The sequence below is a fragment of the Lentzea californiensis genome, assembly GCF_024648825.1.
Lineage (GTDB): Bacteria > Actinomycetota > Actinomycetes > Mycobacteriales > Pseudonocardiaceae > Lentzea > Lentzea californiensis.
This window is the reverse complement of record NZ_JANBBE010000001.1, coordinates 1,225,558-1,250,824: the sequence shown is the minus strand read 5'-3', so window position 1 is coordinate 1,250,824 and position 25,267 is coordinate 1,225,558. Positions and strand designations below refer to the sequence as shown.

The following is a 25,267-nucleotide window of genomic DNA, read 5'->3' as shown; positions in this document are numbered from 1 at the left end:
CCGCCCGCCGGATGCCGCGCCGATCGAGTTACCGCCCTTCCGTACCCTTGACGCGTGAACAAGCTGGGCCGCGCCCTCCTCGCCACGACCGCTCTCGGCGCCGCGACCGTCGCGTACGCGGCGGGAATCGAGAGAAGGCACTGGACCCTGCGCACCGCCACGGTGCCGGTCCTGTCCCCCGGCGCCAAGCCGATCCGCGTGCTGCACATCTCGGACCTGCACATGACGCCGAACCAGGTGTCGAAGCAGCGCTGGGTCGCCGCGCTGGCCGACCTGAACCCGGACTTCGTGGTCAACACGGGCGACAACCTCGCGCACAAGGACGCCGTCCCCGGCACCCTGCGCGCGCTCGGCCCGTTGCTCGACAAGCCGGGCGTCTTCGTGTTCGGCAGCAACGACTACTACGCGCCCAGGCTCAAGAACCCGGTGCGCTACCTGCTGCCGTCCGCCAAGACCAAGCGCATCCACGGCGTGACGCTCCCGTGGCGCGACCTGCGCGCAGGCATGATCGAACGCGGCTGGGAAGACCTCACGCACCTGCGCAAGACCATCATGGTGAACGGCCAGGCCATCTTCTGCGCGGGCCTCGACGACCCGCACCTCAAGCGCGACCGCTACGCCGACATCGCCGGCAGCCCGGACCCGTCCGCGGCCCTGAGGCTGGGCGTCACGCACTCGCCCGAACCGCGCGTCCTGGACCCGTTCGCGGCCGACGGCTACGACTTCGTGATGGCCGGCCACACCCACGGCGGCCAGCTGCGCATCCCGTTCTACGGCGCCGTTGTGACGAACTGCGAATTGGACCGGGGCCGAGCCCGCGGCGTTTCGCGCTGGGGTTCGCACATGTGGATGAACGTGTCCGCCGGCATGGGCACTTCGCCGTACGCCCCGGTGCGCTTCTGCTGCCCTCCGGAGGCTTCCCTGCTGACCTTGGTTCCGCGGCCCGTTACGCCTGGTCAGGGGCGGAATGAGGGGGTCCGATTCGGAGCTGGCGCGGACATGATGTAGAGTTCTTCTTGTTCGACCGGGGTGTGGCGCAGTTTGGTAGCGTGCTTCGTTCGGGACGAAGAGGTCGCAGGTTCAAATCCTGTCACCCCGATTAAAGAACACAAATCAGCCCCTGTCGCAGAAATGCGGACAGGGGCTGATTTGTTTTACAGCCGTTTCGCGGGGAGATCGGTCAGACCGCCGTGGCGATCCGGCGGGGACCGTGGCGGCGCTCGGGCGGCCGGCGTCGACGATTCCCTTCAGTCGTGAATTCGTCTCAGCTCTTGTCTGACTGGATCACCTCACAAGGTCCTCGCGCCCCAGGGTCGAAGGTCCTTTCCGATCACGGAAAAGGACATCAACGTTCCCGATAGACCACCCGATCGTGTGACGTGTCTCGACACGCGCGGCCGTAGACGGGACCGTTCTTACATGACACAGCGCCATCGTTCCACGTCAAACCTTACGAAACCTGCACGTAGCGTTAACCCTTATGAGTGAAGGTTGACGGTTCAACTCACGTTGCGTAACGGCTGTCTTGATCCAAACGACGAAGGCAGTGGTTCAGCCATCGTGGAATATGTCGGGAGATGTTTGTGATGGACTCCGCCTCCGCCGCCAATCCGTCTAACAGGTCCTGGATCGTCATTGCGGCCAAGGCAATCGTGGTGCTGCAGTCCCTGGGGATCGTTTTCATGCTCACTTCAGCCTGGGTGACGGCCGTGGTGGCCGTCGGCTTCATCGTGGTCTTCGTCGCGATCAGGGCGCTGTCACGCGCCTCACGGCAGGTCGACCAGATCTTCGACGAGGAACTCGGCCGCAAATAGGCTCGACACCATGCTGACGCGGGTGTCCGAGGCCCTGGTGAAGCCAGGCCGGGAGCAGGAGTTCGTCACACGGGTGCGGGACCTCGTGAAGGGGTTTCCCGAGATCTACGACGGGCTCTTGGGCCACGAGGTGCTCGTCGACCTCGACGACCCGCTGCGCGTGCGGTACGTGAGCCGGTGGCGGGACGAGCAGGCACTCGAGAGTTACGCGGGGCCCAGGTGGCGCACCGATCCGGTGACGTTCCCGGACGAGGACGCGTACCTGCAGCGGCCGTTGGCGCTGCGGCACTTCCGGCACGTGAGCTGACTCAGCTGATGAAGCCCCGCGCGGGCAGGCCTTCCGGGAACCGGTCCAGCGCCTCGCCCGAGGCCAGCGCGAGCGACTCCAGCGTCTCCGTCTCGGCCGGGGTCGCGGTGTGCGGGACGGCCCAGTAGCAGCCGATGGCGCCGATCGCTTCCGGGCGCAGGATCGGAGCCATCAGCAGGCTCCGCACAAAGGTCGGCCGATAAGCTTCTTGAGGAATCCTCGAATCGAAGCGGATGTCCCTGATCGCGACGGTCTGACGATTCAACATCGCCCAGCCGCTGATGCAGTTCACGGCGGGGAAGCGCTGGCCCTTCCACAACGGGCTCATCGAGTCCTCGTCGGCGTAGTAGCAGAGGTCGCCGTCGAGCAGCACCAGCGTCGCACCGTGCGCCACCAGTGAAGACCTGGCCGTCGTGCGCACGATCCGTTGCACTTCCTCCAACGTCGCAGCTCCGGCGAGGCGCTCCATCGTGTCGGACATCCGCCCACGTTAACTCCCGCGGAACCGCGCACCTAGATTTCCTGATCCGATTCAACTGATCAGCGGCAGTTCGCGGCATGTGACCTTGTGACGAAGATTGCCGGTGCTTCGCGACAATTCACCGCTGCGGCGACCGGGCGGTGTGGTGACGGCCCCACTTCGGCGGTCGTGTCGTCTGCCATCCCCCGGAAGCGGCCTCTGACTCTAGTGTTGAACCGTGACCACGCACCCTTCTCCCGACATCCCGGAACAGCTCTTCGAGGACCCGGCCGCCGAGACCCGGTGGCGTGAGCGGTTCACCGCTCCCCGGATGAGCCTGCCCGGCTGGGCCGACGACGCTCCGGACCGCACCCTGTACGTCTCCAACGCCAGTGGCGTGTGGGAGATCTACGCCTGGGACCGCGCGACGGACGAGCACCGCAAGGTCACCGACCGCCCGAACGGCACGTCGCACGCCACGCTGAACCCGGACGGCACCGAGATCTGGTGGTTCGACGACCACGACGGCGACGAGTTCGGCGTCTGGGTCCGCGAGCCGTTCAAGGCCGACGGCAGCAAGGCCGAGCCCGCGGTCGCGGACGTGACGGCCGGCTACCCGGCGGGTCTGGAGATCGGCCGCACCGTCACGGCCGTGGCCGCGTCGACGGACGACGGCACCACGGTCTGGCTGACGCGCGACGGCCGCAGCGAGGTGATCTACCAGCACGTCAACGACGCCGGCGTCACCGCGCTGGCCAAGGACGAGTCGATCGTCGTGATCGCGCACTCCGAGCACGGCGACAACCGGCACATGGCGCTGCGCGCGCTCAACGCGGAGAACGGCGAGACGATCGCCGAGAAGTGGGACGGCAAGGGCAAGGGCCTCGACGCCATCTCGTTCAGCCCGGTGCGCGGCGACCAGCGACTGCTGGTGCTGCACGAGCGCCGCGGCCGCGAGGAGCTGCTGATCTGGGACGTCGCCGCCGGCACCGAGCAGGAGATCGTCCTCGACCTGCCGGGCGAGGTCGCCGCGGACTGGTACCCGGACGCGTCCGCGCTGCTGGTCGTGCACACGCACCACGCCCGCAACACCGTGCACCGCTACGACCTCGCGACCGGCGAGCTGTCCACTCTGGACACCGCACCGGGCGTGATCGGCTCGGCGGGCGTGCGGCCGGACGGCACGATCGAGTACTCGTGGTCGTCCGCCGAGAAGTCAACGGTCATCCGCGCGCTGGCCACCGACGGCACCGAACGCGTGCTGGTCGAACCAGTCGGCGCCAAGCCCGCGACGTCGCACAAGCTGGAAGACGTCTTCGTCGGCGACGTGCACGCGCTCGTCTCGAAGCCCGAGGGCGAGGGCCCGTTCCCGACCGTCTTCCTGATCCACGGCGGCCCGCACTCCTCCGACGAGGACCGCTTTTCCGCCTACCGCGCGGTCTGGCTCGACGCGGGCTTCGCCACCGTGCACGTGAACTACCGCGGCTCCAGCGGCTACGGCTCGAAGTGGCGCGACGCCATCGAGGGCAGGCCGGGCATCACCGAACTCGAGGACATCGCCGCCGTCCACGACTGGGCGGTCGAGTCGGGCCTCACCGACCCTGAGAAGTCGGTGCTCAACGGCGCCTCGTGGGGCGGCTACCTGACCCTGCTCGGCATCGGCACCCAGCCGGACCGCTGGGCAGTCGGCGTCGCGGGCGTCCCCGTAGCGGACTACCTCGCCGCCTACGAGGACGAGATGGAACCGCTGCGCGCCTTCGACCGCGCCCTGTTCGGTGGCTCCCCGGAGGAGCTGCCCGAGCTATACAAGGAGTGCTCGCCACTCACGTACGTCGACCAGGTCACCGCGCCGGTGCTGATCCTCGCCGGCGAGAACGACCCTCGCTGCCCGATCCGGCAGATCGACAACTACCTCGACGCCCTCGCGGCCCGCGGCCACACCTACGAGATGTACCGCTACGACGCGGGCCACGGCTCGCTGGTCGTCGCCGAGACGATCCGGCAGACGGCGGCCGAGGTGGACTTCGCGCGGCGCCACCTGGCGGCGAAGTAGTTTCGCGGCCGGGTTGATGGCTGCGGTAGCTGGTCGCCGGTGGTTCGTTGCCGGTAGTTCGTCGCCGGTAGTTCGTCCGGTGATTCGTCGCCGGTAGTTCATGATCGCGAGTTGTCCACAGGCTGCCGTGCGGTTGACCTGCGGTTATCCGAACTTCGGTAGCCTGTGGACAGAGCGGGAACCAAATCCGGGGATCGCGCGTTGCGTCATGAGGAATCGCGCGGGGAGCGGTGGGCACGGCGGCCGGCCACGGTGCCAAGGTGGACAGATCGCCGCGCTGTACAACAGCTCGTCGCGCCGTGCAGCGACTCGTCTCGCCGCACAACAGCCCGCCGCGCCGCACAACAGCCCGCCGCGCCGCACAACAGCCCGCCGCGCCGCACAACAGCCCGCCGCGCCGTGCAGCAGCTCGCCGAGCAGAACAACAGCTCGTCGCGCCGTAGGATGGGTGACGGCGCCGCCGAGCGCCTCACCTCCTGATCGGTCACCCACGCTGACCGGCGTCGCGGAGGCAAAGGGGACTCCTGTCCTCCCGGCGCCGGTCGGCCGTGTCTGTCGTGTGCACCGCGAGCTGAGTCCGGACGAGCAGAGCCAGGCGTGGGGAACGGCTGTTGCGCGTCCGCGAGAGGCACGCCATGACCGAGCAGAAGTCGTTCAAGCGCCTGGTTCGCGCCCGGATGGAGCGCACCGGCGAGTCCTACACCACCGCCCGCAGGCACGTGCTGAAAGACGCGCGGCCCACCGGGCAGATGCACGACTCCTGGTTGCTGCGGGAGGTGCTCGACGACGAGTGGTCCGAGGCGATGCTGGCCGGGCTCGCGGGTGGGATCGGGTTCATGTACTTCGTGTTCGAGTACAAGGGGCACGCGCCCACGATGACGATCGTCGCGCGGCACCATCCCGCGCCGTTCATCCCTACCGCGCTCATGCATGCCGGCATCGCGCATGAGGTCACCAGCACCACCTCCGCACGCAAGGCCGAGCAGCAGTTGCGGTCGGCTGACGGGCCGGTGATCTGCTTGCTGGGCAAGGAGAAGCACCCGGCCGGGGTGCTGGGCACGGATGGTGACACCGTCACCGTGCACAACCACGGCACGCACCAGCAGCCGCTCGCCGAGTTCATGGCGAGCTGGGGGCAGGGCAAGCACGAGATGATCAGCATCGGTGAGGGCCGGGGTGAGCCGGACGTCGCCGCGGCCGTGCGGATGACGTGCGAGCACCTGACCGGGCCGGTGCTGGGCAACAACTTCGACGTGAACTTCGGCTTCTCCGGGATGGGCAAGTTCGCGGAGCAGTTGCGCGACAAGGGGAAGAAGGGCTGGGCTCAGCGCTGGGCCGGCGATCCCGCGTTGCCGCAGCAGCGGCTGCACGACTGCCTGGAGGTCGAGTACACGGCGCCGGGGGCGACGCGACCGCTGTACGCGGAGTTCCTGGCGGAGGCCGGGCTTCCTGGGGCGCAGGAGTTCCAGGAGTCCGGCAGGCTCTGGTCGGAGATCGCCGGGGGTGGCGACTACGACGAACTGGCCCGGAAAGTGGACGAGGCCCGTTCCATCGAGGAACGGGCCATCCGTCGGCTGATGTCGAGCTGACACGCTCAGCTGATGTCGAGCTGACAGGCTCGGCTGATGCCGAGCTGGCGGGCTAGGCCGCCTGGGCCTGCCACATCCAGTGCGCCTGCTCCAGTTCCTGCGTGATGCCGATCAGCAGGTCCTGGGTGACGAGGTCGGGCTTGTCGGTCTCGTCGATGCGGGAGCGCATGCGGGTGATCAGTGACGCCAGCGAAGCCGTGATCGACGTGACGACCTGCTCCTCCTTCAGCCAGCCGGTCTCGATCTCGGACACGCCGGACGACGCGGCGACGGTCTTCGCCGTGCCGTTCGGCGTGACGCCGAGAGCGGCCGCTCGTTCGGCTACCTGGTCGGCCGCGTTGCGGGCGAGGACGACCAGTTCGTCGAGCTGGAGGTGGACGCTGCGGAAGTTCTTGCCGATCACGTTCCAGTGCGCCTGCTTCCCGATCAGGGAGAGGTCGACGAGGTCGACCAGGGTCGCCTGCAGAATGGCTCCGACGGCGTCGCGGTCGGCGTCAGCGAGCGGGCTGGTGATCGGGTTCTTGGCCATGGTGAAACGCGCCTCCTAGACGGTGACGGTGAGCGCCACCTCGATGTTGCCGCGCGTCGCGTTCGAGTACGGGCAGACCTGGTGGGCCTGCTCGACGAGCTTTTCCGCGACCGCCTGGTCGAGTCCGGGGATCTTCACCGCGAGTTCGACGGCCAGTTGGAAGCCACCGGTGCCGTTGGAGCCGATCCCCACTTTGGCGGTTACCTCAGAAGAAGCGACCTGAATCTTCCCTGCGCGCGCGACTGCTGCGATGGCGGAGTTGAAGCACGCCGAGTAACCGGCTGCGAAGAGCTGCTCGGGGTTGGTCGCGTCACCGCCGGGGCCGCCCATCTCCTTCGGGACCGACAGCACCTCGTCGATCACACCGTCGGAGGAGCGAACCTCGCCGTTGCGGCCTTCGCCGTAAGCAGTCGCCTCAGCCGTGTACAGCGCTTCCATTCCGCTCTCCCTTGAGTCAGTGTTCAAAGCCTTTCACTGAGGGAGAACGCATCGTGCGCGACTTAAATGCCCGGTGGTGACTCAGTTCACGTCGGAGATGGGACGGCGCAGCGCGAACTCGGCCACCTGACGGCCGATCATCCGCAGGTTGCGGTCGACGTCGGCGTCCGAGCAGGCGCCGTCGCCGTCGAACTTGACCTGGGCTGAGTTGATCGCGGAGCCCAGCGGGGTCGGCCAGCCGCGCAGGGCGTGCACGATCGAGCGAACGGCCGCGAGCGTGTTCACCGCGGCCTGCCAGCCGTAGGCGGCGGTGATGGTGCCTACCGCGCGGCCGTCGAGGTACGGGCGGTCGTCGTCGCGCAGGTCCTCGATGTAGTCGAGGGCGTTCTTGACCAGGCCGGACACGGTGCCGTGGTAGCCGGGTGACACGACGATCACGCCGTCGCAGCGGCGCAGGTCCTCGACCATCCGGAGGGCTACGTCCGTGCGGTCCGGTACCGACGGGTCGTAGAACGGGAGCACCAGCTCGGGGCCGCTGTACTGGATCGTCCGCGCACCGAGCTCACGAGCGCCCTCCAGAGCCACCCGCAATGCCCGTTCGGACTGCGAGTCGGACCTGATCGAGCCGCCGATGCCCACCACCGTCACCGTCATGACAACGATCCTTCCACCTCCAGCTACCTGGAGATCCAGCACTACTCGCGAGTAACCTGCACCACATGTCGAACTTCCAGGCGGCCGTGATGGCCGGTGCTCTGCGCTTCGCGTTCGGTCTTCCCGGCCCTGTGCGCCGCCTCATCGCCGGTGCCCCGATCCGTCTGGACGGCCAGGACCTGCACCCCGAGGCGCAGCTGCTGCTCAGGCTCCAGCAACTGACCGGGACGGAGTGGCGCACGAGGACAGCATCCGAGAGCCGACTGGACCTGGAGTTGAGTTCGAAGCTCGTCTCCGGTCCGAAGATCACCGGAGTGGGGTCGCGCGACCTCACGATCGGGGAGTTCGCCGGGCGTCTCTACACGCCGGACGGTCTCGCGGCAGGCTCCTCGTTGTTGATCTTCTACCACGGTGGCGGCTGGGTGACCGGCAGCCTGGAGAGCCACGACAACCTCTGCCGCTTCCTCGCGAGGGAGGCGGGCATCCGGGTGCTCGCGGCCGACTACCGGCTCGCCCCGGAGGCCCCGTTCCCGGCCGCGGCCGACGACGCCGCCGAGGTGCTGCGCTACGCCGTCGCGAAGGCGGAGGACCTGGGCATCGACCCGAGGCGGATCGCTCTCGGCGGTGACAGCGCGGGCGGCAACCTGGCCGCCGTCACGGCTCACAGCGCCGAGGTCGACCTCGCGTTCCTGCTGCTCCTCTACCCCGGCGTCGACGCGTCGGTGCGCCGCCGGTCGCGGGACATCTTCGGCAACGGGTTCTTCCTGACCGACGAGAAGATGGACTGGTTCCTCGACCAGTACACCGCCGAGGGCAAGGACCGGCACGACCCGCGGCTGTCGATCATGCTGGCCGAGGACCTGTCGAACCTGCCGCCGACCTACATCGCGACCGCGGGCTACGACCCGTTGCGCGACGAGGGCGAGGCCTTCGCGGAACGCCTGGCCGCCGAGGGCGTGCCGGTCGTGCTGCGCCGGCACGAGGGCCTGTTCCACGGCTTCGCGAACGTGCTCGGCATCGGCGGGATCTTCCGCGAGGCCGTGTCCGAGGCCGTCGGTGCGCTCCGGACCGGCTTCGCGCTGGCCAACTCCGCTCAGGACGTGGAGGAGACCGCCTGACGCTCGCGCGACAACACCCAGCCGACGCCGGCGACCAGCAGCCCGGCCACGCCGGCGACGACGAAGCCGAGCGGGGGGCCGCTGTGATCGACAGCGATCCCCGCGAGCGGCTGACCGGCGGCGACGCCGAACGTGAAGGCGGAACCCTGCAGCCCCAGCGCGAGCCCGCGGGCCGTGGGGGGCGCGTTCTTGGCGATCAGCTCGGACGACGCCGTGATCGTCGGCGCGCAGGCGAGGTTCATCGGGATCAACGCGAGCGCCAGCAGCCAGACGTGGCCGTCGCCGAGGCCGACCGGTATCTCCAGCAAGGCCATGCACGCCAGCAGGAACACGCCGGTCGGCACCCGTTTGAGGGTGCCGTAGAAGAGACCGCCGAGGGCCGACGCCGCGCACATCACCACGAAGACCAGGCCGAGCCAGCTCTGCTGACCCGAGCGCTCCAGCGAGGCGATCGCCGAGATCTCCATGCCGGACAGCACCATCGTGGCACCGAACGGGATGATCAACGCCGCGATCATCGGTCCGCGCAGCCACTGCCGCAACGGGGGTGGCGGGCCCTCGGTCACGTCGTCCTCGTGCAGCAGCACCGGGTTCACGAGGAACAGCACCGCGCTCGCGGTCAGGATCGCGATGCCGATCACGATCAGCGCCGTCCCGGTCGAGTAGTTCGTCGCGATCAGCACACCCGCGGCGGGCCCGACCATGAACGACAGCTCGACCGAGATCGAGTCGAGTGAGAACGCGGGCCTGCGCTGCGGTTCGGGCACGATCGCGGTGAGCGCCTGCCGTCCGATCGACATCACCGGCACGGCCACGAGCCCGTTGGCGAACGCGAGCACGAGCAGCACGTAGTAGTCCATCAGCGGCGCCGTCACCCAGAAGGCGCCTTCGAGCAGGCTCAGTGCCAGCACGAACCGCAGACCCTTGGTGTCGACCAGTTTGCCCATCAACGGCGACCCGAGGCCGAGGCCGATCATGGTCGCGAAGCCGACCGTGCCGGCCGCCGCGTAGCCCTTGTCGAGCGTGGTGACGACGTGCAGCGTGACCGTGACGCCCGCCGCCGTCGGGGGGATCCTGGCGAACAGCATCAGCAGCATCAGGGGACGAACCCCCGGCAGCGCCAGGACCGACTTGAACGGGGCGAGGTTCACGAGGACATCGTCACCTGGCTGGCAACGGGTTTGTTCTGCCGCGACAGCAGCCAGGCGACGCCCGCGACCAGCAGTCCGATCACGCCGACGATCGCGAACCCGGCCGGTGCTCCGCCGCGGTCGATCGCGACACCGGCGATCGGTGCGCCGATCGCGTTGCCGACGGTGAACGCCGACCCCTGCAGGCCGAGTGCCAGGCCGCGGGCGGTGGGCGGCGCGAGCCTGCTGATGTGTTCACCGGAGGCCGCGATCAACGGCGCGCACATGAGGTTCATCGGCACGAGGAGCAGGCACAGCAGCAGCACGTTGCCATCGCCCAGGCCCACCGGGATCTCCAGAGCGGCCATCAGCACGAGCAGCACCAGCACGCTCGGCACCCTCTTCACGCCGCCGTAGACCAGGCCGCCCACGATCGACGCCGCGCACATCGCGAAGAACACCGCGCCGAGCCAGCTCTGCTTGCCGATGTGCTCCAGCGACGCGATCGCCGAGACCTCCATGCCTGTGAGGCACACCGTCGCCCCGGCGCACACGACCAGCACGCCGACGATCCGTCCGCGCATCCACTCGAACACGCGGGGCTTCGGCCCGTCGCTGACCTCGTCCTCGTGGATCATCGGCGGGTTCGCCCAGTACAGCAGCACTCCGGCGACCAGGATCGAGCCGCCGATGAACATCAGCGCGGCGTCCGTCGAGAGCTTCGTCGCGACGAACACCCCGAGCGCGGGCCCGCCCATGAACGACAGCTCCACCGAGATCGAGTCGAGCGACAACGCGACCCGCCGCTGCCTCTCCGGCACCAGCGCGGTAATGGCCTGCCTGCCGATCGACATCATCGGCACGCCGAGCAGCCCGACGCAGAACGACGTGATCAGCAACGTCCAGTAGCCCATCAGCGGCGCCGTCAGCCAGAACGCCGCCGAGGCCGTGACGCTGACCGCGAGCATCGACCGCAGTCCGCGTTCGTCGATCAGCCTGCCCATGAGCGGCGCGCCCAGCCCCATGCCGATCGTGCCCGCCGCCCCGACCAGGCCAGCCGCGCCGTAACCCCTGTCCAGCGTGACCGCGACGTGGAGCGTCAGGATCACGCCGGTCGCCGCCGGAGGCATCCTCGCGAAGAACATCAACAGCGCTAGGGGCCGCACTCTGGGCAGCATCAGGACGTGTTTGAAGGGGGCGAGGTCCACCCAGCCATCCTCACCTGGATGGCAAAAGGTTTTCCTTGCTAACGATGTGATTCGCCGTACAGGTCTTCCAGTGCGCGGTAGGCCTTCACGACGAACGGCCGCGCGTTCGCGTACCTCTCGACCAGCCCCTCGTCCGGCGTGATCGTCTGGGTCGGCCGCACGAGGTCGACGGTCAGCGACTCGATCTCGCCCAGCGCCCGCCACGCCAGCAGCGCCGCGCCCACGGCCGAACCGCCGGTGTCCTCGGTGAGGTGCAACGGCATGCCGAGCGTGTTCGCCAGGGTCTGGGCCCAGATCGGAGCGCGGAACGCCCCGCCGGTGATCCGCAACGACTCGACGTGCGGCACTGCGTCCAGCACGAGCGCCAGCTGCTGACACACACCCTCGACCAGTGCCTTGGTGATCTGCTGAGGGGTGTGCTCGCGCCGGAGGCCGAGCAACGCCGCGTGCGCGGTCGAGTCCCACCACGGTGCCCGTTCGCCCAGCAGGTACGGCAGCGCGACGAGCCCGTCGGAGTCGACGCCGGCGGCCTGGGCGAGCAGATCGCCGACCGGGATGCCGAACGTCTCCGCGGCCCACTGGGCGACCACACCACCGTTGCTGATCGCGCCGCCGCGAACCCAGAGGCCCTCGCCGATGGCGTAGCTGAACGTGCGGCCTTCGTCGTCGACCCCTGGCCCCAGCTGCGCCACGCGGAGTGCGCCCGACGTGCCGAGCGAGACCGCGCCCGCGCCGGGGCCGGCCGCGCCGACGCCGAGGTTGCCCAGCGGCCCGTCGCCACCGCCGACGATCACCGGGAGGCCGGGCCGCAGTCCGGGGATCAAGGCCGTCAACGGCGTCGCGTGGGTGGGCTCGACCAGAGGCGGGAGCTGGTCCGCGGTGACGCCGGCGAACTCCAGCGACGGCTCGTGCCACTGCAGGGTGTGGACGTTCATCAGGCCCGTGCCGGAGCCGGACGAGTGCTCGTTGAGCAGTGCCCCGGTCAGGTGCAGGTGCACGAAATCCTTGATCTCGCACCACTTCGCGGCCCGGACACCGTTCTCGTGGAACCACGCGAGCTTCATCAGCGGGGTGAACGAGTGGATCGGCGCGCCCGTCGCCTGGTGCAGCGCACGGCCCTCTTCGGTGCCCCGCAACCGTTCGGTCTGCTCGATCGCACGGTTGTCTGCCCAGCTCAGGGCGTCCATGACCGGGCTCAGGTCCGCGTCCAGGCCCATGATCGAGTGCATCGCGCCGGTCAGCGCGATGGCCCGCACGTCCTCCGACGCCAGTTCGCGCAGAGCGTCGAACACAGCGTCGAGCACCTGCCGCGGATCGTGCGTGGCTTCGAGACCGACGGTGCGCATGGGATAGCCGCGTTCGGTCGAGGCGACGACACGAGCCTGCGCGTCGACCGCGACGACCTTGGTCGCCGTGGTGCCGAGGTCTACCGCGAGAACGATCACCGCGCGCCTCGCACGGCGGAGAAGACGGCGAAGCTCGGGGACTTCCGCAGCGGTCCCCAGAACTCCTCGCCGCGCTCGTCGTCCGGCGTCACGGCGGGCTGCCGCGTGACTTCGAGACCCGCCCGGGTCAGCGCTGCGTCGAACACGCCGCGTTCCCAGTAGAACGAGTCGAAGTCGAACGGCGGATCGCCCAGCACGTGCACGTTGACCGGCTGTTTCACGTTCATCGGGCCGGTGCGGGTGATCTCGTAGCCGTAGCGGCCGTACTGCCCGAGCAGGTCCCAGTCGGCGTCCGGGTTCGGGACCAGCACGACGAGCCGGCCGCCGGGAGCGAGGTTCGCGGTCAGGTTCGCGATCATGACGTCGAGCGCGGACTCACCTTCCGCGTAGCCCAGCAGCCACACGGCCGTCACGACGTCGAACTCGCCGAGCACCGGCAGATCCGTCGCGTCGTGCTGCTCGTAGGCGATGCCACGGGGTTCGCGTTCCTCGACGTGGCGGGCGTAGCCGATCATCTCGCCGGCCGAGTCGACGCCCACGACCCTCGTCGCGCCGAGGTCGTGGAAGAGCCGGGCGTAGAACCCGGTACCGCAGGCCACGTCCAGCACCGAGCGGCCCAGCAGGTCACCGACCGCGGACAGCAGCGTCGCGCGCTCGGCCAGTCCGGTCGGGATGTGCTTGGCGCGCTCGTAGATCGCGCCCAACGCGTCGTACTGATCGTCGCTCTCCGCCATGGATCACACCCTAGATCGGCGGATACCGGACGAACCACTCTCGTCCCACGGGCGCGGCCTGGCTGGTCTCGATTTCCCAGTCCGCCACCATCTGATCGATGACGGGACGGAACTGCACGCGCTCGACCCAGTCCGGGCGGATCTTCCCGACGCCGTGCAGCGCGCCGGCGAGGTTGCCGGCCATGGACGCCGTCGAGTCGTTGTCGCCGCCGTGGTTGACCGAGATCAGCAGCGCCTCGTTCGGGTCGTCGGTGACCAGCACCGAGTACAGCGCGATGGCGAGTGCCGTGTCGCCGACGCCGCCGCGGCCCAGTTCCTCGACCCGCGCCACGCTCGGTTCGCCCAGGGCGGCGAGTTCGAGGGCGTGCTCGATGGCCGCGACGACCTCCTCGTGGCCTTCGCGCCGGACCAGGGAGTCGAGGGCGACGTCCAGCGCGTCCAGCAAGTCCTTGCCGCGCAACAGTTGGTGCACCAGCACGGCGAACACGGCCGCCGAGAGGTAGCCGCTCGGGTGGCCGTGCGTCAGTGCCGCGTTGGCCGCCGCCAGTGCGAACACCACGGCCGGATCGTCGTCGGCGAGAGCGACCGGCGCGACCCGCATGGCGCCGCCACAGCCCTTGGAGTCGTTGACGGGCTTGGTGATCGTCGCCTGCTCGCCGGTGCGGGCGTACTCCTGCAACGCGCTCGTGCACGTGAGGCCGGGTGCCCGCATCCGGAAGAGGTCGCCGTGGGTGATCAGCCAGCCGTCCGGCTCGTCCAGAGTGGAGTGGACGCCGCGTGCCTTGTCCCACGGCGTTTTCTGGGTGTGCAGCCAACGCTGGTAAGCGTTCTGCGTGATGCCGGTGATCTCGCGTTCGCCGCTGATCCGCTCCCGCACGTGCGCCCGGATGACCGCCTCGAACGTGAACAGCGTCATCTGGGTGTCGTCGGTGATGTCCGGCTTCTCGGGGAGGTCGGTGATGCCGGCCGGCCCGTGGCGTTCGTAGACGACCTCCATCGGCAGGTTCTCGGTGTTCGCACCGAGCGCGTCCCCGATCGCGCCGCCGATCAGGCACCCGCGCAGCCGCGCGCTGTCCTTGTGCGGCACCACGAAGAACCTGCGGCCCTCGGCATCGACCCAGCGACTGGTCTCCCGTGTGGCGGTCGGCCGCTCACCGCACCCGCACGTCCGCATGTGCTCCGCGGCGGCTTCGGCCAGCTCCGCGAAGTCGAACTCCGCCTCGTAGGGCAGGCCTGGGTTGACGTGCAGCCGCGGCTTGGTGGCGACGAGCCTGCTCAGGACGGTGTGCAGCGGGACGCGGATCCACTGCTCGACGCCCGCCGGCAGCCGCGACTCCTCGGTGTAGGCGAGGAGGACGTCGGCCTCGGTCATCAGGACCTCGCCGGGAATCAGCAGCTCACCGTGCGCCCCGTGCTGCCCGAAGCCGTGCACGTCGTCTTCGTACTCGTGCAGGAGCTGTTCCACCGGCGTCAGCGGGTTCACCACGATCTCCGGTACAGCTCTTCGGCCACGAGCCGGACGTCGTGCTCGGGCCCGCCCTCCAGCGCACCCGCGACGGCCCGCGCGACACCACGGCCCTCACCGCGGACGGCCTGCGCCAGCGCACCCGCGGCGGTGAACGGATCGGCGTCCGGCGGGTCCAGCTCGGACGGTGTGAAGAGATGTGTGGCCAGCATGATCACCGCGTCGGCTGCCGCGGAGTCCTGACCATGGGTGAGCGCGACGAGCTCGCGAATCCGGTCCGCGTCGAGCCGCTGAGCCGCGGCGGGCAACGCCCAGATCAACGCACCGGGCCCCTGCGACCTGACCTCGCCGCGACGGGAGTTCCTGACGCTCTGCAGGGACACCAGATCGGGCTGGACGCCGGGCTTCGAGGCCCAGTCGGCCAGCGCCTGCGCCGGGTCCTCCGCCGAACACGCGACCAGCTGGCCGACCAGTCCTGTTCGGACACCCGCGCCGGAAGCGAAACCCTGATAGGCGGCCACGACCTCGGTGAGGCGGGGCGGCCTGATCCACTCGATCTCCCCCATCGCCGTCAGACCCTACCGGGCCCGACGGCGACGGGAGCGACGATCAGAGGCGCTTCGCGAGCTCTTCCGCGACCTCGTAGGTGTTCAGCGCGGCACCCTTGCGCAGGTTGTCACCGCACACGAAGAAGTCCAGCGTGTTCGGGAAGTCCAGCGCCTGGCGCACGCGGCCGACGTACGTCGGGTCCTCGCCCACGGTGTCCGCGGGCGTCGGGAACTTCTGCGCCGCCGGGTCGTCGACGAGCACGATCGTCGGCTGCGCCTCGAGGATCTTGTGCGCGGCCTCGACCGTGATCTCGCGGGCGAACGTCGCGTGGACGGACAGCGAGTGGGTCGTGACGACCGGGACGCGGACGCACGTCGCGGAGACCTTCAGGTCCGGGATGCCGAGGATCTTGCGGGCCTCGTTGCGAACCTTCAGCTCCTCGGACGACCAGCCGCCGTCCTTGAGCGAACCGGCCCACGGCACCACGTTCAGCACCAGCGGAGCGGGGAACGGCGAGTCCTCCGCGGACAGACCGGCGGCGGCCAGCGCCTGCGCCACGTCGCCCGCGGACACACCGGCCTCCTTGCCCGCCAGCGCCGCGATCTCGGCGTAGAGGCGGTCGATGCCGGACTGGCCGGCGCCGGAAGCGGCCTGGTAGGAGGCCACGACGAGCTCCTTGAGCTCGAACTCCCGGTGCAGCGCGCCCAGCGACGCCATCATCGACAGCGTCGTGCAGTTCGGGTTCGAGATGATGCCGCGCGGACGCTCACCGATCTGGTCCGCGTTCACCTCGGGCACGACCAGCGGCACGTCGGCGTCCATCCGGAACGCGCCGGAGTTGTCGATCGCGACGGCGCCGCGCTCGACGGCGATCGGCGCCCACTCGGCCGACACCTCGTCCGGCACGTCGAACATCGCGATGTCGACACCGTCGAAGGCCTCGGCCGACAAGGCGATGACCGTGACGTCCTGGCCGCGCACGTTGATCTTCTTGCCCGCCGAGCGCGGGGACGCGATCAGCCTGATCTCGCCCCACGGCACGGACGAGCGGGTGTTGATGATGTCGATCATCACGGTGCCGACGGCACCGGTCGCGCCGACCAGCGCGAGAACGGGGGCGGTCATCGTCCAGTCCCTGCGTAAACGACGGCCTCTTCGTCGGTGCCCAGGTCGAACGCGTCGTGCAGGGCACGGACGGCGTCGTCGAGCTGGGTGTCGCGGCAGATGACCGAGATGCGGATCTCCGAGGTGGAGATGATGTCGATGTTGACGCCGGCCGTGGCCAGCGCCTCGCAGAACGTCGCCGTGACGCCGGGGTGCGAACGCATGCCCGCGCCGATCAGCGACACCTTGCCGACGTGCTCGTCGTAGAGCACCTGGTCGAACCCGATCTCACCGCGGGACTTCTCCAGGGCCGCCACCGCGCGCGGGCCGTCGACCTTGGCCAGCGTGAACGTGATGTCCGTGCGGCCCGACGCCGCCTGGGACACGTTCTGCACGACCATGTCGATGTCGAGCTCCGCCTGCGCGACGACGCGGAAGATCTTGGCCGCGATGCCGGGGTGGTCGGGGACGGCGGTAACGGTGATTTTGGCTTCGGACCGGTCGTGCGCGACGCCGGTGATCATCGCCTGTTCCACGTGAAGGTCCTCCACTGAACCGGACACGATGGTTCCGGTCTTGTTGCTGAACGAAGAGCGGACGTGCACGGGCACGTTGTAGCGGCGGGCGTACTCCACGCAGCGGAGCATCAGCACCTTGGCGCCACACGCGGCCATCTCGAGCATTTCCTCGTACGTGATCGTGTCGAGTTTCTTCGCGTTCGGCACGATGCGCGGGTCGGCGGTGTAGACGCCGTCCACGTCGGTGTAGATCTCGCACACGTCGGCCTTGGTCGCGGCCGCGAGCGCCACCGCTGTGGTGTCGCTGCCGCCACGGCCGAGCGTGGTGATCTCCTTCGAGTCCTGGGAGACGCCCTGGAAGCCCGCGACGATCACGATGGCTCCCTCGGACATCGCGTCCTGGATCCGGCTCGGCGTCACGTCGATGATCCGGGCCTTGCCGTGCGCCGAGGTCGTGATCACGCCGGCCTGCGAACCCGTGTACGAGCGCGCCTCGGCACCGAGCGAGTTGATGGCCATCGCGAGCAGCGACATGGAGATCCGCTCACCGGAGGTGAGGAGCATGTCGAGCTCACGGGCGGGCGGCACCGGCGAGACCTGGCGCGCGAGATCGAGCAGCTCATCGGTCGTGTCGCCCATGGCGGACACCACGACGACGACGTCGTTCCCCGCCTTTTTGGTCGCGACGATGCGCTCGGCCACGCGTTTGATCCGCTCGGCGCTTCCAACCGATGAACCGCCGTACTTCTGGACGACGAGCGCCACCGACCTGACCTCCTTCGCGCGACTAAAACCCCACGTCGAAGGCAGCCTACCCGGACCACCTGGTGAGACTCTGGAGCCGTGACGCGCGTGACTACTCTGTCCGGGTGTCGTCGAGCGCCGATGTCGTGGAGGCCCCAGCAGCCGTGCAGGAGAGCAGTGCGCGCTTCCGGATGGCCGAGGCGCTCAGACACCCGGCCGCTCTCTGGACCGCTCCCGCGCTCATCTACCTGATCGTCCGGCAGGTCGGCCTCTTCGTCCTGCAGCTCGTCGTCGAGTACCAGAACAAGCTGACCGGGAAGACCGACACCTCGGTCGACAACCTGAGGTCATGGGACGGCGACTGGTTCCTCGGCATCGCGTCGGGCGGCTACAACGGCGTCCCGTCGCCCCCGTACGACGCTTTCGGCCGCCGCACCGCCGAGACCCCGCTCGCCTTCTTCCCCGGCTACCCCGCGCTCATCCGCTGGGTGGACGGGCTGCCGGGCGTGGACGTGGTCGGCGCGGCCTTCGCGGTCAGCCTGATCAGCGGCATCTTCTGCGCGTACGGCCTGTTCGTGCTGGGCCGGGTCGTCCGCGACGGCTCGAACCGCGCGGGCCTGATCTTCGTGACGCTGTTCGCCGCGTCCCCGATGGCCGTCGTGCTCTCGATGACGTACTCCGAGGCCACGTTCTGCGCGTTCGCCGCCTGGGCGCTGGTCGGCGTGGTGAAGAGGCGCTGGATCCTCGCCGGCGTCTGCTGTGCGGCGGCGGGCCTGGTCCGCCCGACCGCGGCGGCCCTGATCGTGGCGGTCGGCCTGGCCGCGCTGGTAGCCGTGCTGGCCGACAAGAAGGACTGGCGAGCGTGGGTGGGCGGCGCCGTCGCACCCCTCGGCCTGCTCGGCTACCTGGGCTGGGTGGCCGTCCGCACCGGCGACCTCATGGGCTGGTTCGGCGTGCAGCAACGGGGCTGGGGCTCGAAGTTCGACGGCGGCGCGGCCACCTGGGAGTTCGCCCTGGGCCACCTCGGCAACCCGCGCTCGTTGCTGGAGACCGGCACCGTCTGGCTCCTCGCCCTCGCGATCGTGCTGGTCTTCTACGCCTTCCAGCGCCGCCTGGAGTGGCCGCTGGTCGTCTACGGCGTCGGCGTCCTGGTCATGGACCTGGGCTCGAACGGCCTGATGAACTCGAAGGCCCGCCTGCTGTTCCCGGCCTTCACCCTGCTGCTCCCCCTGGCCCTGGTCCTCGCCCGCCGCCGCCCGTCCACCGTCCTCACGATCCTGGGCATGGCGACGCTCTTCAGCGCGTGGTTCGGCGCCTACTCGCTGGCCGTTTGGCAGTATGCGATCTGATGAACGAGCTGATCTCGAAGCGCTGGAGCCCGCGCGCCTTCTCCGCTGACGCGACGGTGACCGACGACGAACTCCGCACCGTGCTGGAGGCGGCCCGCTGGGCCCCGTCCCACGGCAACAGCCAACCGGCCCGCTTCATCGCGGGTCACCGGGGCACCGACACCTTCGACGCGATCTTCGAAACCCTGACCCGCGGCAACAAGACCTGGGCCGTCCGCGCCTCGGTCCTGCTGGTCGGCTGCGTGCTCACCACCGACGACCGGGGCGACATCCCGAACGTCGAGTTCGGCCTGGGCCTGGCGATGGAGAACATGGCCCTGCAGGCCGTCGACCTGGGCCTGATCGCACACATGATGGGCGGCTTCGACAAGGAAGCGGCCCACGAGACCTTCTCCATGCCCGCCGACGTCCGCCCACTGGTGGCCATGGCACTGGGAAGGCAGGGCGACGTGAAGGACCTCCCCGAGGACCTTCAGGCCCGTGAGCAGCGAGAACGCAAGCGCCTGCCGCTCTCCGAGACCGTCTTCACCGGTACCTGGGGCAACTCACAGTTCAGTTGAGAAGTACTTCGTCGCAACGTCGTTGTGCAGCGGAAACGCCAACGGCACGCAGTCGAAGATGACCTTGCGCTCGGAAGCCTCGTCGTTGGGCACGAACGGCGGCATGTCCTCGGCGTTGATCGCGGGCGCGGTGGCGAACATCAGCACGGTCCCGCCGTCGGGCGTGGACACGAAGTGCAACGGCCGCAGGTCATCCGGCGGAATGCGCACACCGGCTTCTTCCTCGAGCTCCCGCACGGCACTCTGCTGCCAGGACTCACCGCGATCCATGAACCCGCTGACGAACGCCAGCTCACCAACAGGCGGAATCGCCCGGCGCACGGTCAGCAACCCGGTCCGCGGCCCGTCCTTCACAGGCACGAGCAACACCACGACCGGCGAGGGGTTGGCCCACACCATGTGCCCACAGCCAACGCACCTACGCGGGTACACGGACGTGTCGGAGTACTGAGTGCCACAGCTGCTGCAGAAGTCGTCGCGCGCCATGAGACGAACCTAGTTCAGCCGCCTAACGAGCTTAAGGACGATCGCTCGAACGCCAAGCCAGAACAAGGCGGCCAACCCGAAGTTCACGATCACCCGCAACTTCGCGTCAGCGGGCGAGAATAGGTCCCTGAACGCCAAAGCCACCGGCTCGGCCAGGGACTTGACCGTGCTGGTGATGGGGTTGCCGGGGTTGGCCCCGCCGACGGTGAGCACGACGTGAACGACGAGCACGACCGCCAGCGCGAGGCCGACCCAACTGACAACTCCGGCGGCGATACCGACCACACGCGTCCGCATACCGCCGGAATGTACTACTCAGTAGCGCGACACCGCACGCGCGATCAAACCGGTCACAACCAGCCAGAACACGGCAGCAAGACCGTAGTTGAGGAAGACGTCGAGGTTGTAGTTGCCAGTGTTGAAGAGCCCCGGGAAGAACAGAGCGAGAGGCTCGGCGAGGGACTGGATGAACTTGAAGAACGCGTTCCCCTGGTTCGCGCCCAACACGATCATCAAGATGTACAGCACTTCGATGAAGGCGAAGAGTGCACCGATGCCGCTGATCACGCGGGAAGCCGTGCCGCGGCCGCTGGAGGTACGTAATCTGGACATACATGAACGATTCCCAGGTCTGAGCACACCAAAACTTGCAAGATGACCTGCATCGCGCGCGCCCACGCACCCGCGATGCCGCAAACGACCCGCCCACGCCACCCGAAGCCGAAGTCGAGCCGCCCCACACACGCGAAGCCGCAAACGAGCCGTCCCTTCGCACGCGAAGCCGAAGGCGAGCTGTCCCACGGCGCCACCCCCGATCAGATTGCCGGGGGTCTGGGGGCAGCGCCCCCAGGAAAACGCACGCAACCGCAAGGTCGCCGCCCGCAAGGCGACCACCCACAAGGTCGCGGCGCGCCCCGCCCATGTCCCACGATCCGGTCGTCAAGTTCCATCAACCCCACACCTGTGACTACTCTGTCCGACGTGTGGCGTTCCCTCCTGCTTCGCTGCCGTGACGGGGTCTGATCAGACCGGCCCCCCGTCGCGGGACTCAGCGTTGCCGCCGGTCGTTCCCATCAAACGACCCGCAGGAGCACAACCCCCATGACCTCCAACGAGGCTTTCACCACCACGACCCCGGACTCGGCGGACGCCTACACCTCAGGCACCAGCCGAATCCGCAAGCCTTCCCGCCCGGCCCCGGACTCCCAGCAGTCCTGGAACCGCCAGCTGGGCAGCAGCATGCCGTTCCACCGCTACCGCCCGTTCCACGACCTGGTAGAGGTCATCGACGTCCCGGACCGCACCTGGCCGACGAAGAGGACCACGAAGGCCCCGCTGTGGTGCGCGGTGGACCTGCGTGACGGCAACCAGGCCCTGATCGACCCGATGTCCCCGGCGCGCAAGCGCAAGATGTTCGACCTCCTGGTCCGCATGGGCTTCAAGGAGATCGAGGTGGGCTTCCCGGCGGCGAGCCAGACGGACTTCGACTTCGTCAGGGAGATCATCGAGGACGGCGCCGTCCCGGACGACGTCACGATCCAGGTGCTGACCCAGTGCCGCGAGGAACTGATCGCCCGCACGTTCGAGTCCCTGCGGGGCGCCGACAAGGCGATCGTCCACTTCTACAACTCGACGTCGATCCTGCAGCGCCGCGTGGTGTTCCGCAGCGACAGGGACGGCATCAAGAAGATCGCCGTCGAGGCGGCGAAGTTCGCCAAGCAGCAGGAGCAGGACTACCCGGAGACCGACTTCCGCTACGAGTACAGCCCCGAGTCCTACACGGGCACCGAGCTGTCCTACGCGCTGGAGGTCTGCAACGCGGTCCAGGACGTCATCCGGCCGACGCCCGAGAAGCCGCTGATCATCAACCTGCCGGCGACCGTCGAGATGGCCACCCCGAACGTCTACGCCGACTCGATCGAGTGGATGTCGCGCAACCTCGCGAACCGCGAGGCGATCATCCTGAGCCTGCACCCGCACAACGACCGCGGCACCGGTGTCGCCGCCGCCGAGCTGGGCTACCTGGCCGGCGCGGACCGCATCGAGGGCTGCCTGTTCGGCAACGGCGAGCGCACCGGCAACGTCTGCCTGGTCACGCTGGCGATGAACATGTTCAGCCAGGGCATCGACCCGCAGATCGACTTCAGCGACATCGACGAGGTCCGCCGCACCGTCGAGTACTGCAACCAGCTGCCGGTCGCCGAGCGCCACCCGTACGGCGGTGACCTGGTCTTCACCGCGTTCTCCGGTTCGCACCAGGACGCGATCAAGAAGGGCTTCGAGGCCCTGGAGGCCGACGCCAAGGAGGCCGGCCAGCACGTCGACGACTTCCTGTGGGAGGTCCCGTACCTGCCGATCGACCCGAAGGACGTCGGCCGCAACTACGAGGCCGTCATCCGGGTCAACTCGCAGTCCGGCAAGGGCGGTGTGGCGTACCTGATGAAGCAGGAGCACCACCTGGACCTGCCGCGGCGCCTGCAGATCGAGTTCTCGAAGGTGATCCAGGAGGTCACCGACACGCAGGGCGGCGAGATCGGCCCGAAGGAGATGTGGGACGCCTTCGCGGAGGAGTACCTGCACGGCAAGGTGCCGCTGTACCTGCTGAAGCACAGGGCGTCGTCCGACGGCAGCGGCCGCGAGGAGATCACCGCGACGCTGCTGATCGACGGCGACGAGCAGGAGATCACGGGCTCGGGCAACGGCCCGATCGCCGCGTTCGTCGACGCGCTCGCCTCGGTGGGCTACGACGTGCGGGTGCTGGACTACGCCGAGCACGCGCTGTCCGCCGGTGACGACGCCCGCGCGGCCGCCTACGTCGAATGCGCCGTGGGCGACCGCGTGCTGTGGGGCGTGGGCATCGACTCCTCCACGGTCGCGGCGTCGTTCCGCGCGATCGTGTCGGCGATCAACCGCGCACAGCGTTAACCAAGGACGAGCGACGGGGAGGACGCGTGCGGCACCAGTTGCCGCGGAGCGCCCTCCCCGTTCGCTTGCACGGCCCAGATGCCCTCACCCGGCAGGCCGTAGGCGATGGTGTCGTCGTCGAGCCACACGACCTGGTCGTCGATCCCGCGGGTCTCGGCCAGCGGTGTCTCCACCATCGTGGTCAGGTCCAGCACGTGCTGGCGCCACGGTCGCGCGCCGTCACCGGGCACGCGCTTCTTGAACGCCACGCGCTTGCCGTCCGGTGAGAGCGACGGGCATTCGGCGTTCTCCCGCAACGTCTTCGCCGACTCGTCGACCGCGTCGCCCCGCACCAGGTACGTCTTCCCGGCCGTGCTGAGAGTCGCGTAGTACGTGCGGTCGTCCGGGGCGAACGTGACGCCCCACCAGTTCATGTCGTTGACGGTCTTCATGCCCTCGACGGAGGTGCCCTCGATGTTGCTGGCGTAGGCCTCCGTCTGCTGGTCGAAGATCGCGGTGCGGGTGGAGAACGTGCCCGCCTGGGCGTACGAGTCGCCGGTGACGAACGTCGTCCACGACGCCATCCGCCCGTCCGCCGACAGCTTGGCGCGGTTGGGCACGCCGTCGACCTCGACGCGGCGGCGTTCGGCCAGCCCCCGGTCGACGAACACCGCCGTCGAGCCGGGCAACGGGCCGGAGGCGTCCGCGAGGCACAGTCCCTGCCCGCCCGCGGTGAAGAACCGCTTGCAGGACAACGAGCTCACCCGCCGCGGACCGGACGGCGCGGTCAGCGGCACCGACGCCACCTTGCCGCTCACCTCGTCCACGAACACCAGCCGGCCGGACGACAGTTCGACCGGACCCTGTTCCACGGCAACGGAGATCTCGGCCGGAGCGCGCAGGGCGTAGGCGGTGGCGCCCGCGCCCAGCGCGATCACGGCGGCGATGACGATCAGGACCCTCACCAAGCGAACCACGTCCAAAGAGCACCGAAGAGAACGGAGGAGGTGGCACGGGCGAGCACCTGCCCGGTCTGCAGGAGAGCCAGACCGGACGTGCGCAGCTCGTCCGGGATCATCGGCCCGGCGACGGCCATCAGCACGCCGTCGGTGCACGCGTAGAACAACCCGTGCAGCACCAGAACGCCGATCAGCAGGGAGATCCCGGAAACACCGGCCAGCAGGACGTACGCGCCGAGCAACGCGAGATGACCGAACAGGAAGATCTTCCACCGGCCCACCCGATCGGCCAGTGAGCCCAGCGGCACGGCGGCGAGCAGGTACACGCCGGCCGTGCCGAGGGGCAGCAACGCGATGTAGGCGAGCTCGACGTCGAGCTTCTTCTGCAGCAACAGGTAGACGAACCCGTCGCCCAGCGTCAGGAACCCGAGCCCGCACGCGACCAGGCAGACCCGCCGGAACGGCCTGGACCGCAGCAACCCGAAAGCCGATCGCAGCGACACCGCGACGCGTGGCAGCACGTCCCGGTGATCACGCACGAACAGCACCAGGACCAGAAAACCCAGTGCCGCGAAGCAGAAGCTCACCACGAACACCACGTCGTAGCGGGCGGGCAGCGTCCACAGGAGGCAGAACGCCAGCAGTGGGCCAAGGAACGCGCCCACGGTGTCCATCGCGCGGTGGACACCGAAGGCCCGTCCCAGCGCCGAAGGTTCGCTGCTCAACGTGATCAGCGCGTCCCTCGGCGCCGTGCGCAGGCCCTTGCCGGTCCGGTCCCCGGCCAGCACGAGCCCCATCGCGGTGGCCGAGGTCCCGGCGGCGAGCAGGCCGAGCTTGCCCAGCGCCGAGATCCCGTACCCGAGTCCGGCCACGAACTTGCGCCGTTGCCAGCGGTCCGCGGCGTGGCCGCCCACAACGCGGACCAGTGCCGTCACACCGGTGTAGATGCCGTCGAGCACACCGAACTGCAGCGGGGAGAACCCCAGTCCCAGCACCAGGTACAACGGCAGGATGGCGGTGACCATCTCGGACGAGACGTCCGTGAGCAGGGACACCGCGCCCAACGCGAGAACGTTCCCCGCGATCCTGCCGGTGCCACCAGAAGCCGGAGCTTGTCTAGCGGTTGCGATGTACACGACGGCCTCCGATC

General features: G+C 68.9%; 25 protein-coding genes, 1 tRNA gene and 1 pseudogene. 10 read left to right on the top strand and 17 right to left on the bottom strand.

The genetic code is table 11. From position 1 onward, the window contains the following. The first annotated feature begins 54 nt into the window (after positions 1-54). From LX88_RS06555 to LX88_RS06540, 4 genes are all read left to right on the top strand, one after another. Positions 55-1,008, top strand: a complete 954-nt coding sequence (locus LX88_RS06555; RefSeq protein ID WP_258946883.1) for a metallophosphoesterase — start codon at positions 55-57, stop codon at positions 1,006-1,008. A gap of 17 nt (positions 1,009-1,025) precedes the next feature. Then, a tRNA-Pro gene (locus LX88_RS06550) sits at positions 1,026-1,099 on the top strand. A 487-nt stretch (positions 1,100-1,586) separates the two neighbouring features. After that, positions 1,587-1,814, top strand: coding sequence for a hypothetical protein (locus LX88_RS06545; RefSeq protein ID WP_258946882.1), 228 nt, complete (start codon positions 1,587-1,589; stop codon positions 1,812-1,814). 10 nt (positions 1,815-1,824) lie between these two features. Next, positions 1,825-2,121 carry an antibiotic biosynthesis monooxygenase family protein gene (locus LX88_RS06540; protein WP_258946881.1) on the top strand — a complete coding sequence of 99 codons (297 nt, stop codon included), beginning with the start codon at positions 1,825-1,827 and terminating at the stop codon, positions 2,119-2,121. A 1-nt stretch (position 2,122) separates the two neighbouring features. Here the strand turns inward: LX88_RS06540 and LX88_RS06535 are convergent, their stop codons facing one another. Then, entirely contained in the window at positions 2,123-2,602 is a 480-nt protein-coding gene (locus LX88_RS06535) for a GAF domain-containing protein (RefSeq protein WP_258946880.1), read from the bottom strand. 217 nt (positions 2,603-2,819) lie between these two features. On the opposite strand from LX88_RS06535, the gene LX88_RS06530 reads away from it, so the two are divergent. Next, positions 2,820-4,634, top strand: coding sequence for a prolyl oligopeptidase family serine peptidase (locus tag LX88_RS06530; RefSeq protein WP_258946879.1), 1,815 nt, complete (start codon positions 2,820-2,822; stop codon positions 4,632-4,634). Between the two features lie 635 nt (positions 4,635-5,269). Then, entirely contained in the window at positions 5,270-6,223 is a 954-nt protein-coding gene (locus LX88_RS06525; protein WP_258946878.1) for a BtrH N-terminal domain-containing protein, read from the top strand. A gap of 52 nt (positions 6,224-6,275) precedes the next feature. On the opposite strand, the gene LX88_RS06520 is transcribed toward LX88_RS06525, so the two are convergent. The 3 genes from LX88_RS06520 to LX88_RS06510 all read right to left on the bottom strand — a co-directional run bounded on the left by LX88_RS06520 (position 6,276) and on the right by LX88_RS06510 (position 7,844). Continuing rightward, positions 6,276-6,752 carry a Dps family protein gene (locus LX88_RS06520; RefSeq protein ID WP_090069777.1) on the bottom strand — a complete coding sequence of 159 codons (477 nt, stop codon included), beginning with the start codon at positions 6,750-6,752 and terminating at the stop codon, positions 6,276-6,278. A gap of 15 nt (positions 6,753-6,767) precedes the next feature. Then, positions 6,768-7,190 (bottom strand): organic hydroperoxide resistance protein, encoded by a 423-nt coding sequence (locus tag LX88_RS06515; RefSeq protein WP_236217880.1) that lies wholly within the window; start codon positions 7,188-7,190, stop codon positions 6,768-6,770. An 81-nt stretch (positions 7,191-7,271) separates the two neighbouring features. Beyond that, entirely contained in the window at positions 7,272-7,844 is a 573-nt protein-coding gene (locus tag LX88_RS06510) for an NADPH-dependent FMN reductase (protein ID WP_030477613.1), read from the bottom strand. Positions 7,845-7,909: 65 nt separating this feature from the next. Here LX88_RS06510 and LX88_RS06505 point away from each other — a divergent pair, with 65 nt between their 5' ends. Then, positions 7,910-8,962: an alpha/beta hydrolase gene (locus tag LX88_RS06505; RefSeq protein WP_258946877.1), complete on the top strand. Its 1,053-nt coding sequence runs from the start codon at positions 7,910-7,912 to the stop codon at positions 8,960-8,962. Here the strand turns inward: LX88_RS06505 and LX88_RS06500 are convergent. From LX88_RS06500 to LX88_RS06465, 8 genes are read right to left on the bottom strand one after another with little or no spacing between them, the layout of a single operon-like run. After that, positions 8,938-10,113, bottom strand: coding sequence for an MFS transporter (locus tag LX88_RS06500; RefSeq protein WP_258946876.1), 1,176 nt, complete (start codon positions 10,111-10,113; stop codon positions 8,938-8,940). The two genes, LX88_RS06505 and LX88_RS06500, sit on opposite strands and share 25 nt — an antisense overlap. Next, entirely contained in the window at positions 10,110-11,300 is a 1,191-nt protein-coding gene (locus LX88_RS06495) for an MFS transporter (protein WP_258946875.1), read from the bottom strand. Before LX88_RS06495 ends, LX88_RS06500 begins: the two co-directional genes overlap by 4 nt. Positions 11,301-11,338: 38 nt before the next feature. Continuing rightward, on the bottom strand, positions 11,339-12,745 hold the full coding sequence (locus LX88_RS06490) for a gluconokinase (RefSeq protein WP_258946874.1): 1,407 nt from the start codon (positions 12,743-12,745) through the stop codon (positions 11,339-11,341). Continuing rightward, positions 12,742-13,479: a class I SAM-dependent methyltransferase gene (locus LX88_RS06485; RefSeq protein ID WP_258946873.1), complete on the bottom strand. Its 738-nt coding sequence runs from the start codon at positions 13,477-13,479 to the stop codon at positions 12,742-12,744. Before LX88_RS06485 ends, LX88_RS06490 begins: the two co-directional genes overlap by 4 nt. Before the next feature lie 10 nt (positions 13,480-13,489). After that, on the bottom strand, positions 13,490-14,965 hold the full coding sequence (locus LX88_RS06480) for an ADP-ribosylglycohydrolase family protein (protein ID WP_258946872.1): 1,476 nt from the start codon (positions 14,963-14,965) through the stop codon (positions 13,490-13,492). Next, positions 14,959-15,510: a hypothetical protein gene (locus LX88_RS06475; protein WP_258946871.1), complete on the bottom strand. Its 552-nt coding sequence runs from the start codon at positions 15,508-15,510 to the stop codon at positions 14,959-14,961. Before LX88_RS06475 ends, LX88_RS06480 begins: the two co-directional genes overlap by 7 nt. Positions 15,511-15,553: 43 nt before the next feature. Next, complete coding sequence (locus tag LX88_RS06470) at positions 15,554-16,618, bottom strand: aspartate-semialdehyde dehydrogenase (RefSeq protein ID WP_258946870.1); 1,065 nt, start codon at positions 16,616-16,618, stop codon at positions 15,554-15,556. Then, complete coding sequence (locus LX88_RS06465; protein WP_090069762.1) at positions 16,615-17,880, bottom strand: aspartate kinase; 1,266 nt, start codon at positions 17,878-17,880, stop codon at positions 16,615-16,617. The genes LX88_RS06470 and LX88_RS06465 overlap by 4 nt, the downstream gene beginning before the upstream one ends. Positions 17,881-17,984: 104 nt before the next feature. Here LX88_RS06465 and LX88_RS06460 point away from each other — a divergent pair, with 104 nt between their 5' ends. Together LX88_RS06460 and LX88_RS06455 are read left to right on the top strand one after the other, a co-directional pair. Then, complete coding sequence (locus tag LX88_RS06460; protein WP_258946869.1) at positions 17,985-19,208, top strand: glycosyltransferase family protein; 1,224 nt, start codon at positions 17,985-17,987, stop codon at positions 19,206-19,208. After that, positions 19,208-19,768 carry a nitroreductase family protein gene (locus LX88_RS06455; protein ID WP_258946868.1) on the top strand — a complete coding sequence of 187 codons (561 nt, stop codon included), beginning with the start codon at positions 19,208-19,210 and terminating at the stop codon, positions 19,766-19,768. The genes LX88_RS06460 and LX88_RS06455 overlap by 1 nt, the downstream gene beginning before the upstream one ends. Here the strand turns inward: LX88_RS06455 and LX88_RS06450 are convergent. The 3 genes from LX88_RS06450 to LX88_RS06440 all read right to left on the bottom strand — a co-directional run bounded on the left by LX88_RS06450 (position 19,754) and on the right by LX88_RS06440 (position 20,866). After that, the gene (locus LX88_RS06450; protein ID WP_258946867.1) at positions 19,754-20,167 is read right to left on the bottom strand and encodes an NUDIX domain-containing protein; all 414 of its coding nucleotides are present in this window, start codon (positions 20,165-20,167) and stop codon (positions 19,754-19,756) included. The two genes, LX88_RS06455 and LX88_RS06450, sit on opposite strands and share 15 nt — an antisense overlap. 96 nt (positions 20,168-20,263) lie before the next feature. Continuing rightward, positions 20,264-20,551 carry a hypothetical protein gene (locus tag LX88_RS06445; protein WP_258946866.1) on the bottom strand — a complete coding sequence of 96 codons (288 nt, stop codon included), beginning with the start codon at positions 20,549-20,551 and terminating at the stop codon, positions 20,264-20,266. Positions 20,552-20,569: 18 nt separating this feature from the next. Then, on the bottom strand, positions 20,570-20,866 hold the full coding sequence (locus LX88_RS06440) for a hypothetical protein (protein ID WP_258946865.1): 297 nt from the start codon (positions 20,864-20,866) through the stop codon (positions 20,570-20,572). Between the two features lie 489 nt (positions 20,867-21,355). On the opposite strand from LX88_RS06440, the gene leuA reads away from it, so the two are divergent. Beyond that, positions 21,356-23,179, top strand: coding sequence for a 2-isopropylmalate synthase (gene leuA / locus LX88_RS06435; RefSeq protein ID WP_258946864.1), 1,824 nt, complete (start codon positions 21,356-21,358; stop codon positions 23,177-23,179). Here the strand turns inward: leuA and LX88_RS06430 are convergent. Further along, the gene (locus LX88_RS06430; protein ID WP_372511250.1) at positions 23,176-24,042 is read right to left on the bottom strand and encodes a TolB-like translocation protein; all 867 of its coding nucleotides are present in this window, start codon (positions 24,040-24,042) and stop codon (positions 23,176-23,178) included. The genes leuA and LX88_RS06430 overlap by 4 nt on opposite strands. 6 nt (positions 24,043-24,048) lie before the next feature. After that, positions 24,049-25,253 (bottom strand): annotated as a pseudogene (locus LX88_RS06425) (MFS transporter); the annotation flags it as partial. Positions 25,254-25,267 lie beyond the last annotated feature (14 nt).

Excerpts from the sequence above, each read along its gene's own strand:
- LX88_RS06545 (WP_258946882.1), top strand. The coding sequence starts at position 1,587 with ATGGACTCCGCCTCCGCCGCCAATCCGTCTAACAGGTCCTGGATCGTC.
- LX88_RS06540 (WP_258946881.1), top strand. The coding sequence starts at position 1,825 with ATGCTGACGCGGGTGTCCGAGGCCCTGGTGAAGCCAGGCCGGGAGCAG.
- LX88_RS06535 (WP_258946880.1), bottom strand. The coding sequence starts at position 2,602 with ATGTCCGACACGATGGAGCGCCTCGCCGGAGCTGCGACGTTGGAGGAA.
- LX88_RS06525 (WP_258946878.1), top strand. The coding sequence starts at position 5,270 with ATGACCGAGCAGAAGTCGTTCAAGCGCCTGGTTCGCGCCCGGATGGAG.
- LX88_RS06520 (WP_090069777.1), bottom strand. The coding sequence starts at position 6,752 with ATGGCCAAGAACCCGATCACCAGCCCGCTCGCTGACGCCGACCGCGAC.
- LX88_RS06515 (WP_236217880.1), bottom strand. The coding sequence starts at position 7,190 with ATGGAAGCGCTGTACACGGCTGAGGCGACTGCTTACGGCGAAGGCCGC.
- LX88_RS06510 (WP_030477613.1), bottom strand. The coding sequence starts at position 7,844 with ATGACGGTGACGGTGGTGGGCATCGGCGGCTCGATCAGGTCCGACTCG.
- LX88_RS06505 (WP_258946877.1), top strand. The coding sequence starts at position 7,910 with ATGTCGAACTTCCAGGCGGCCGTGATGGCCGGTGCTCTGCGCTTCGCG.
- LX88_RS06485 (WP_258946873.1), bottom strand. The coding sequence starts at position 13,479 with ATGGCGGAGAGCGACGATCAGTACGACGCGTTGGGCGCGATCTACGAG.
- LX88_RS06475 (WP_258946871.1), bottom strand. The coding sequence starts at position 15,510 with ATGGGGGAGATCGAGTGGATCAGGCCGCCCCGCCTCACCGAGGTCGTG.
- LX88_RS06470 (WP_258946870.1), bottom strand. The coding sequence starts at position 16,618 with ATGACCGCCCCCGTTCTCGCGCTGGTCGGCGCGACCGGTGCCGTCGGC.
- LX88_RS06455 (WP_258946868.1), top strand. The coding sequence starts at position 19,208 with ATGAACGAGCTGATCTCGAAGCGCTGGAGCCCGCGCGCCTTCTCCGCT.
- LX88_RS06450 (WP_258946867.1), bottom strand. The coding sequence starts at position 20,167 with ATGGTGTGGGCCAACCCCTCGCCGGTCGTGGTGTTGCTCGTGCCTGTG.
- LX88_RS06445 (WP_258946866.1), bottom strand. The coding sequence starts at position 20,551 with ATGCGGACGCGTGTGGTCGGTATCGCCGCCGGAGTTGTCAGTTGGGTC.
- LX88_RS06440 (WP_258946865.1), bottom strand. The coding sequence starts at position 20,866 with ATGTCCAGATTACGTACCTCCAGCGGCCGCGGCACGGCTTCCCGCGTG.
- leuA (WP_258946864.1), top strand. The coding sequence starts at position 21,356 with ATGACCTCCAACGAGGCTTTCACCACCACGACCCCGGACTCGGCGGAC.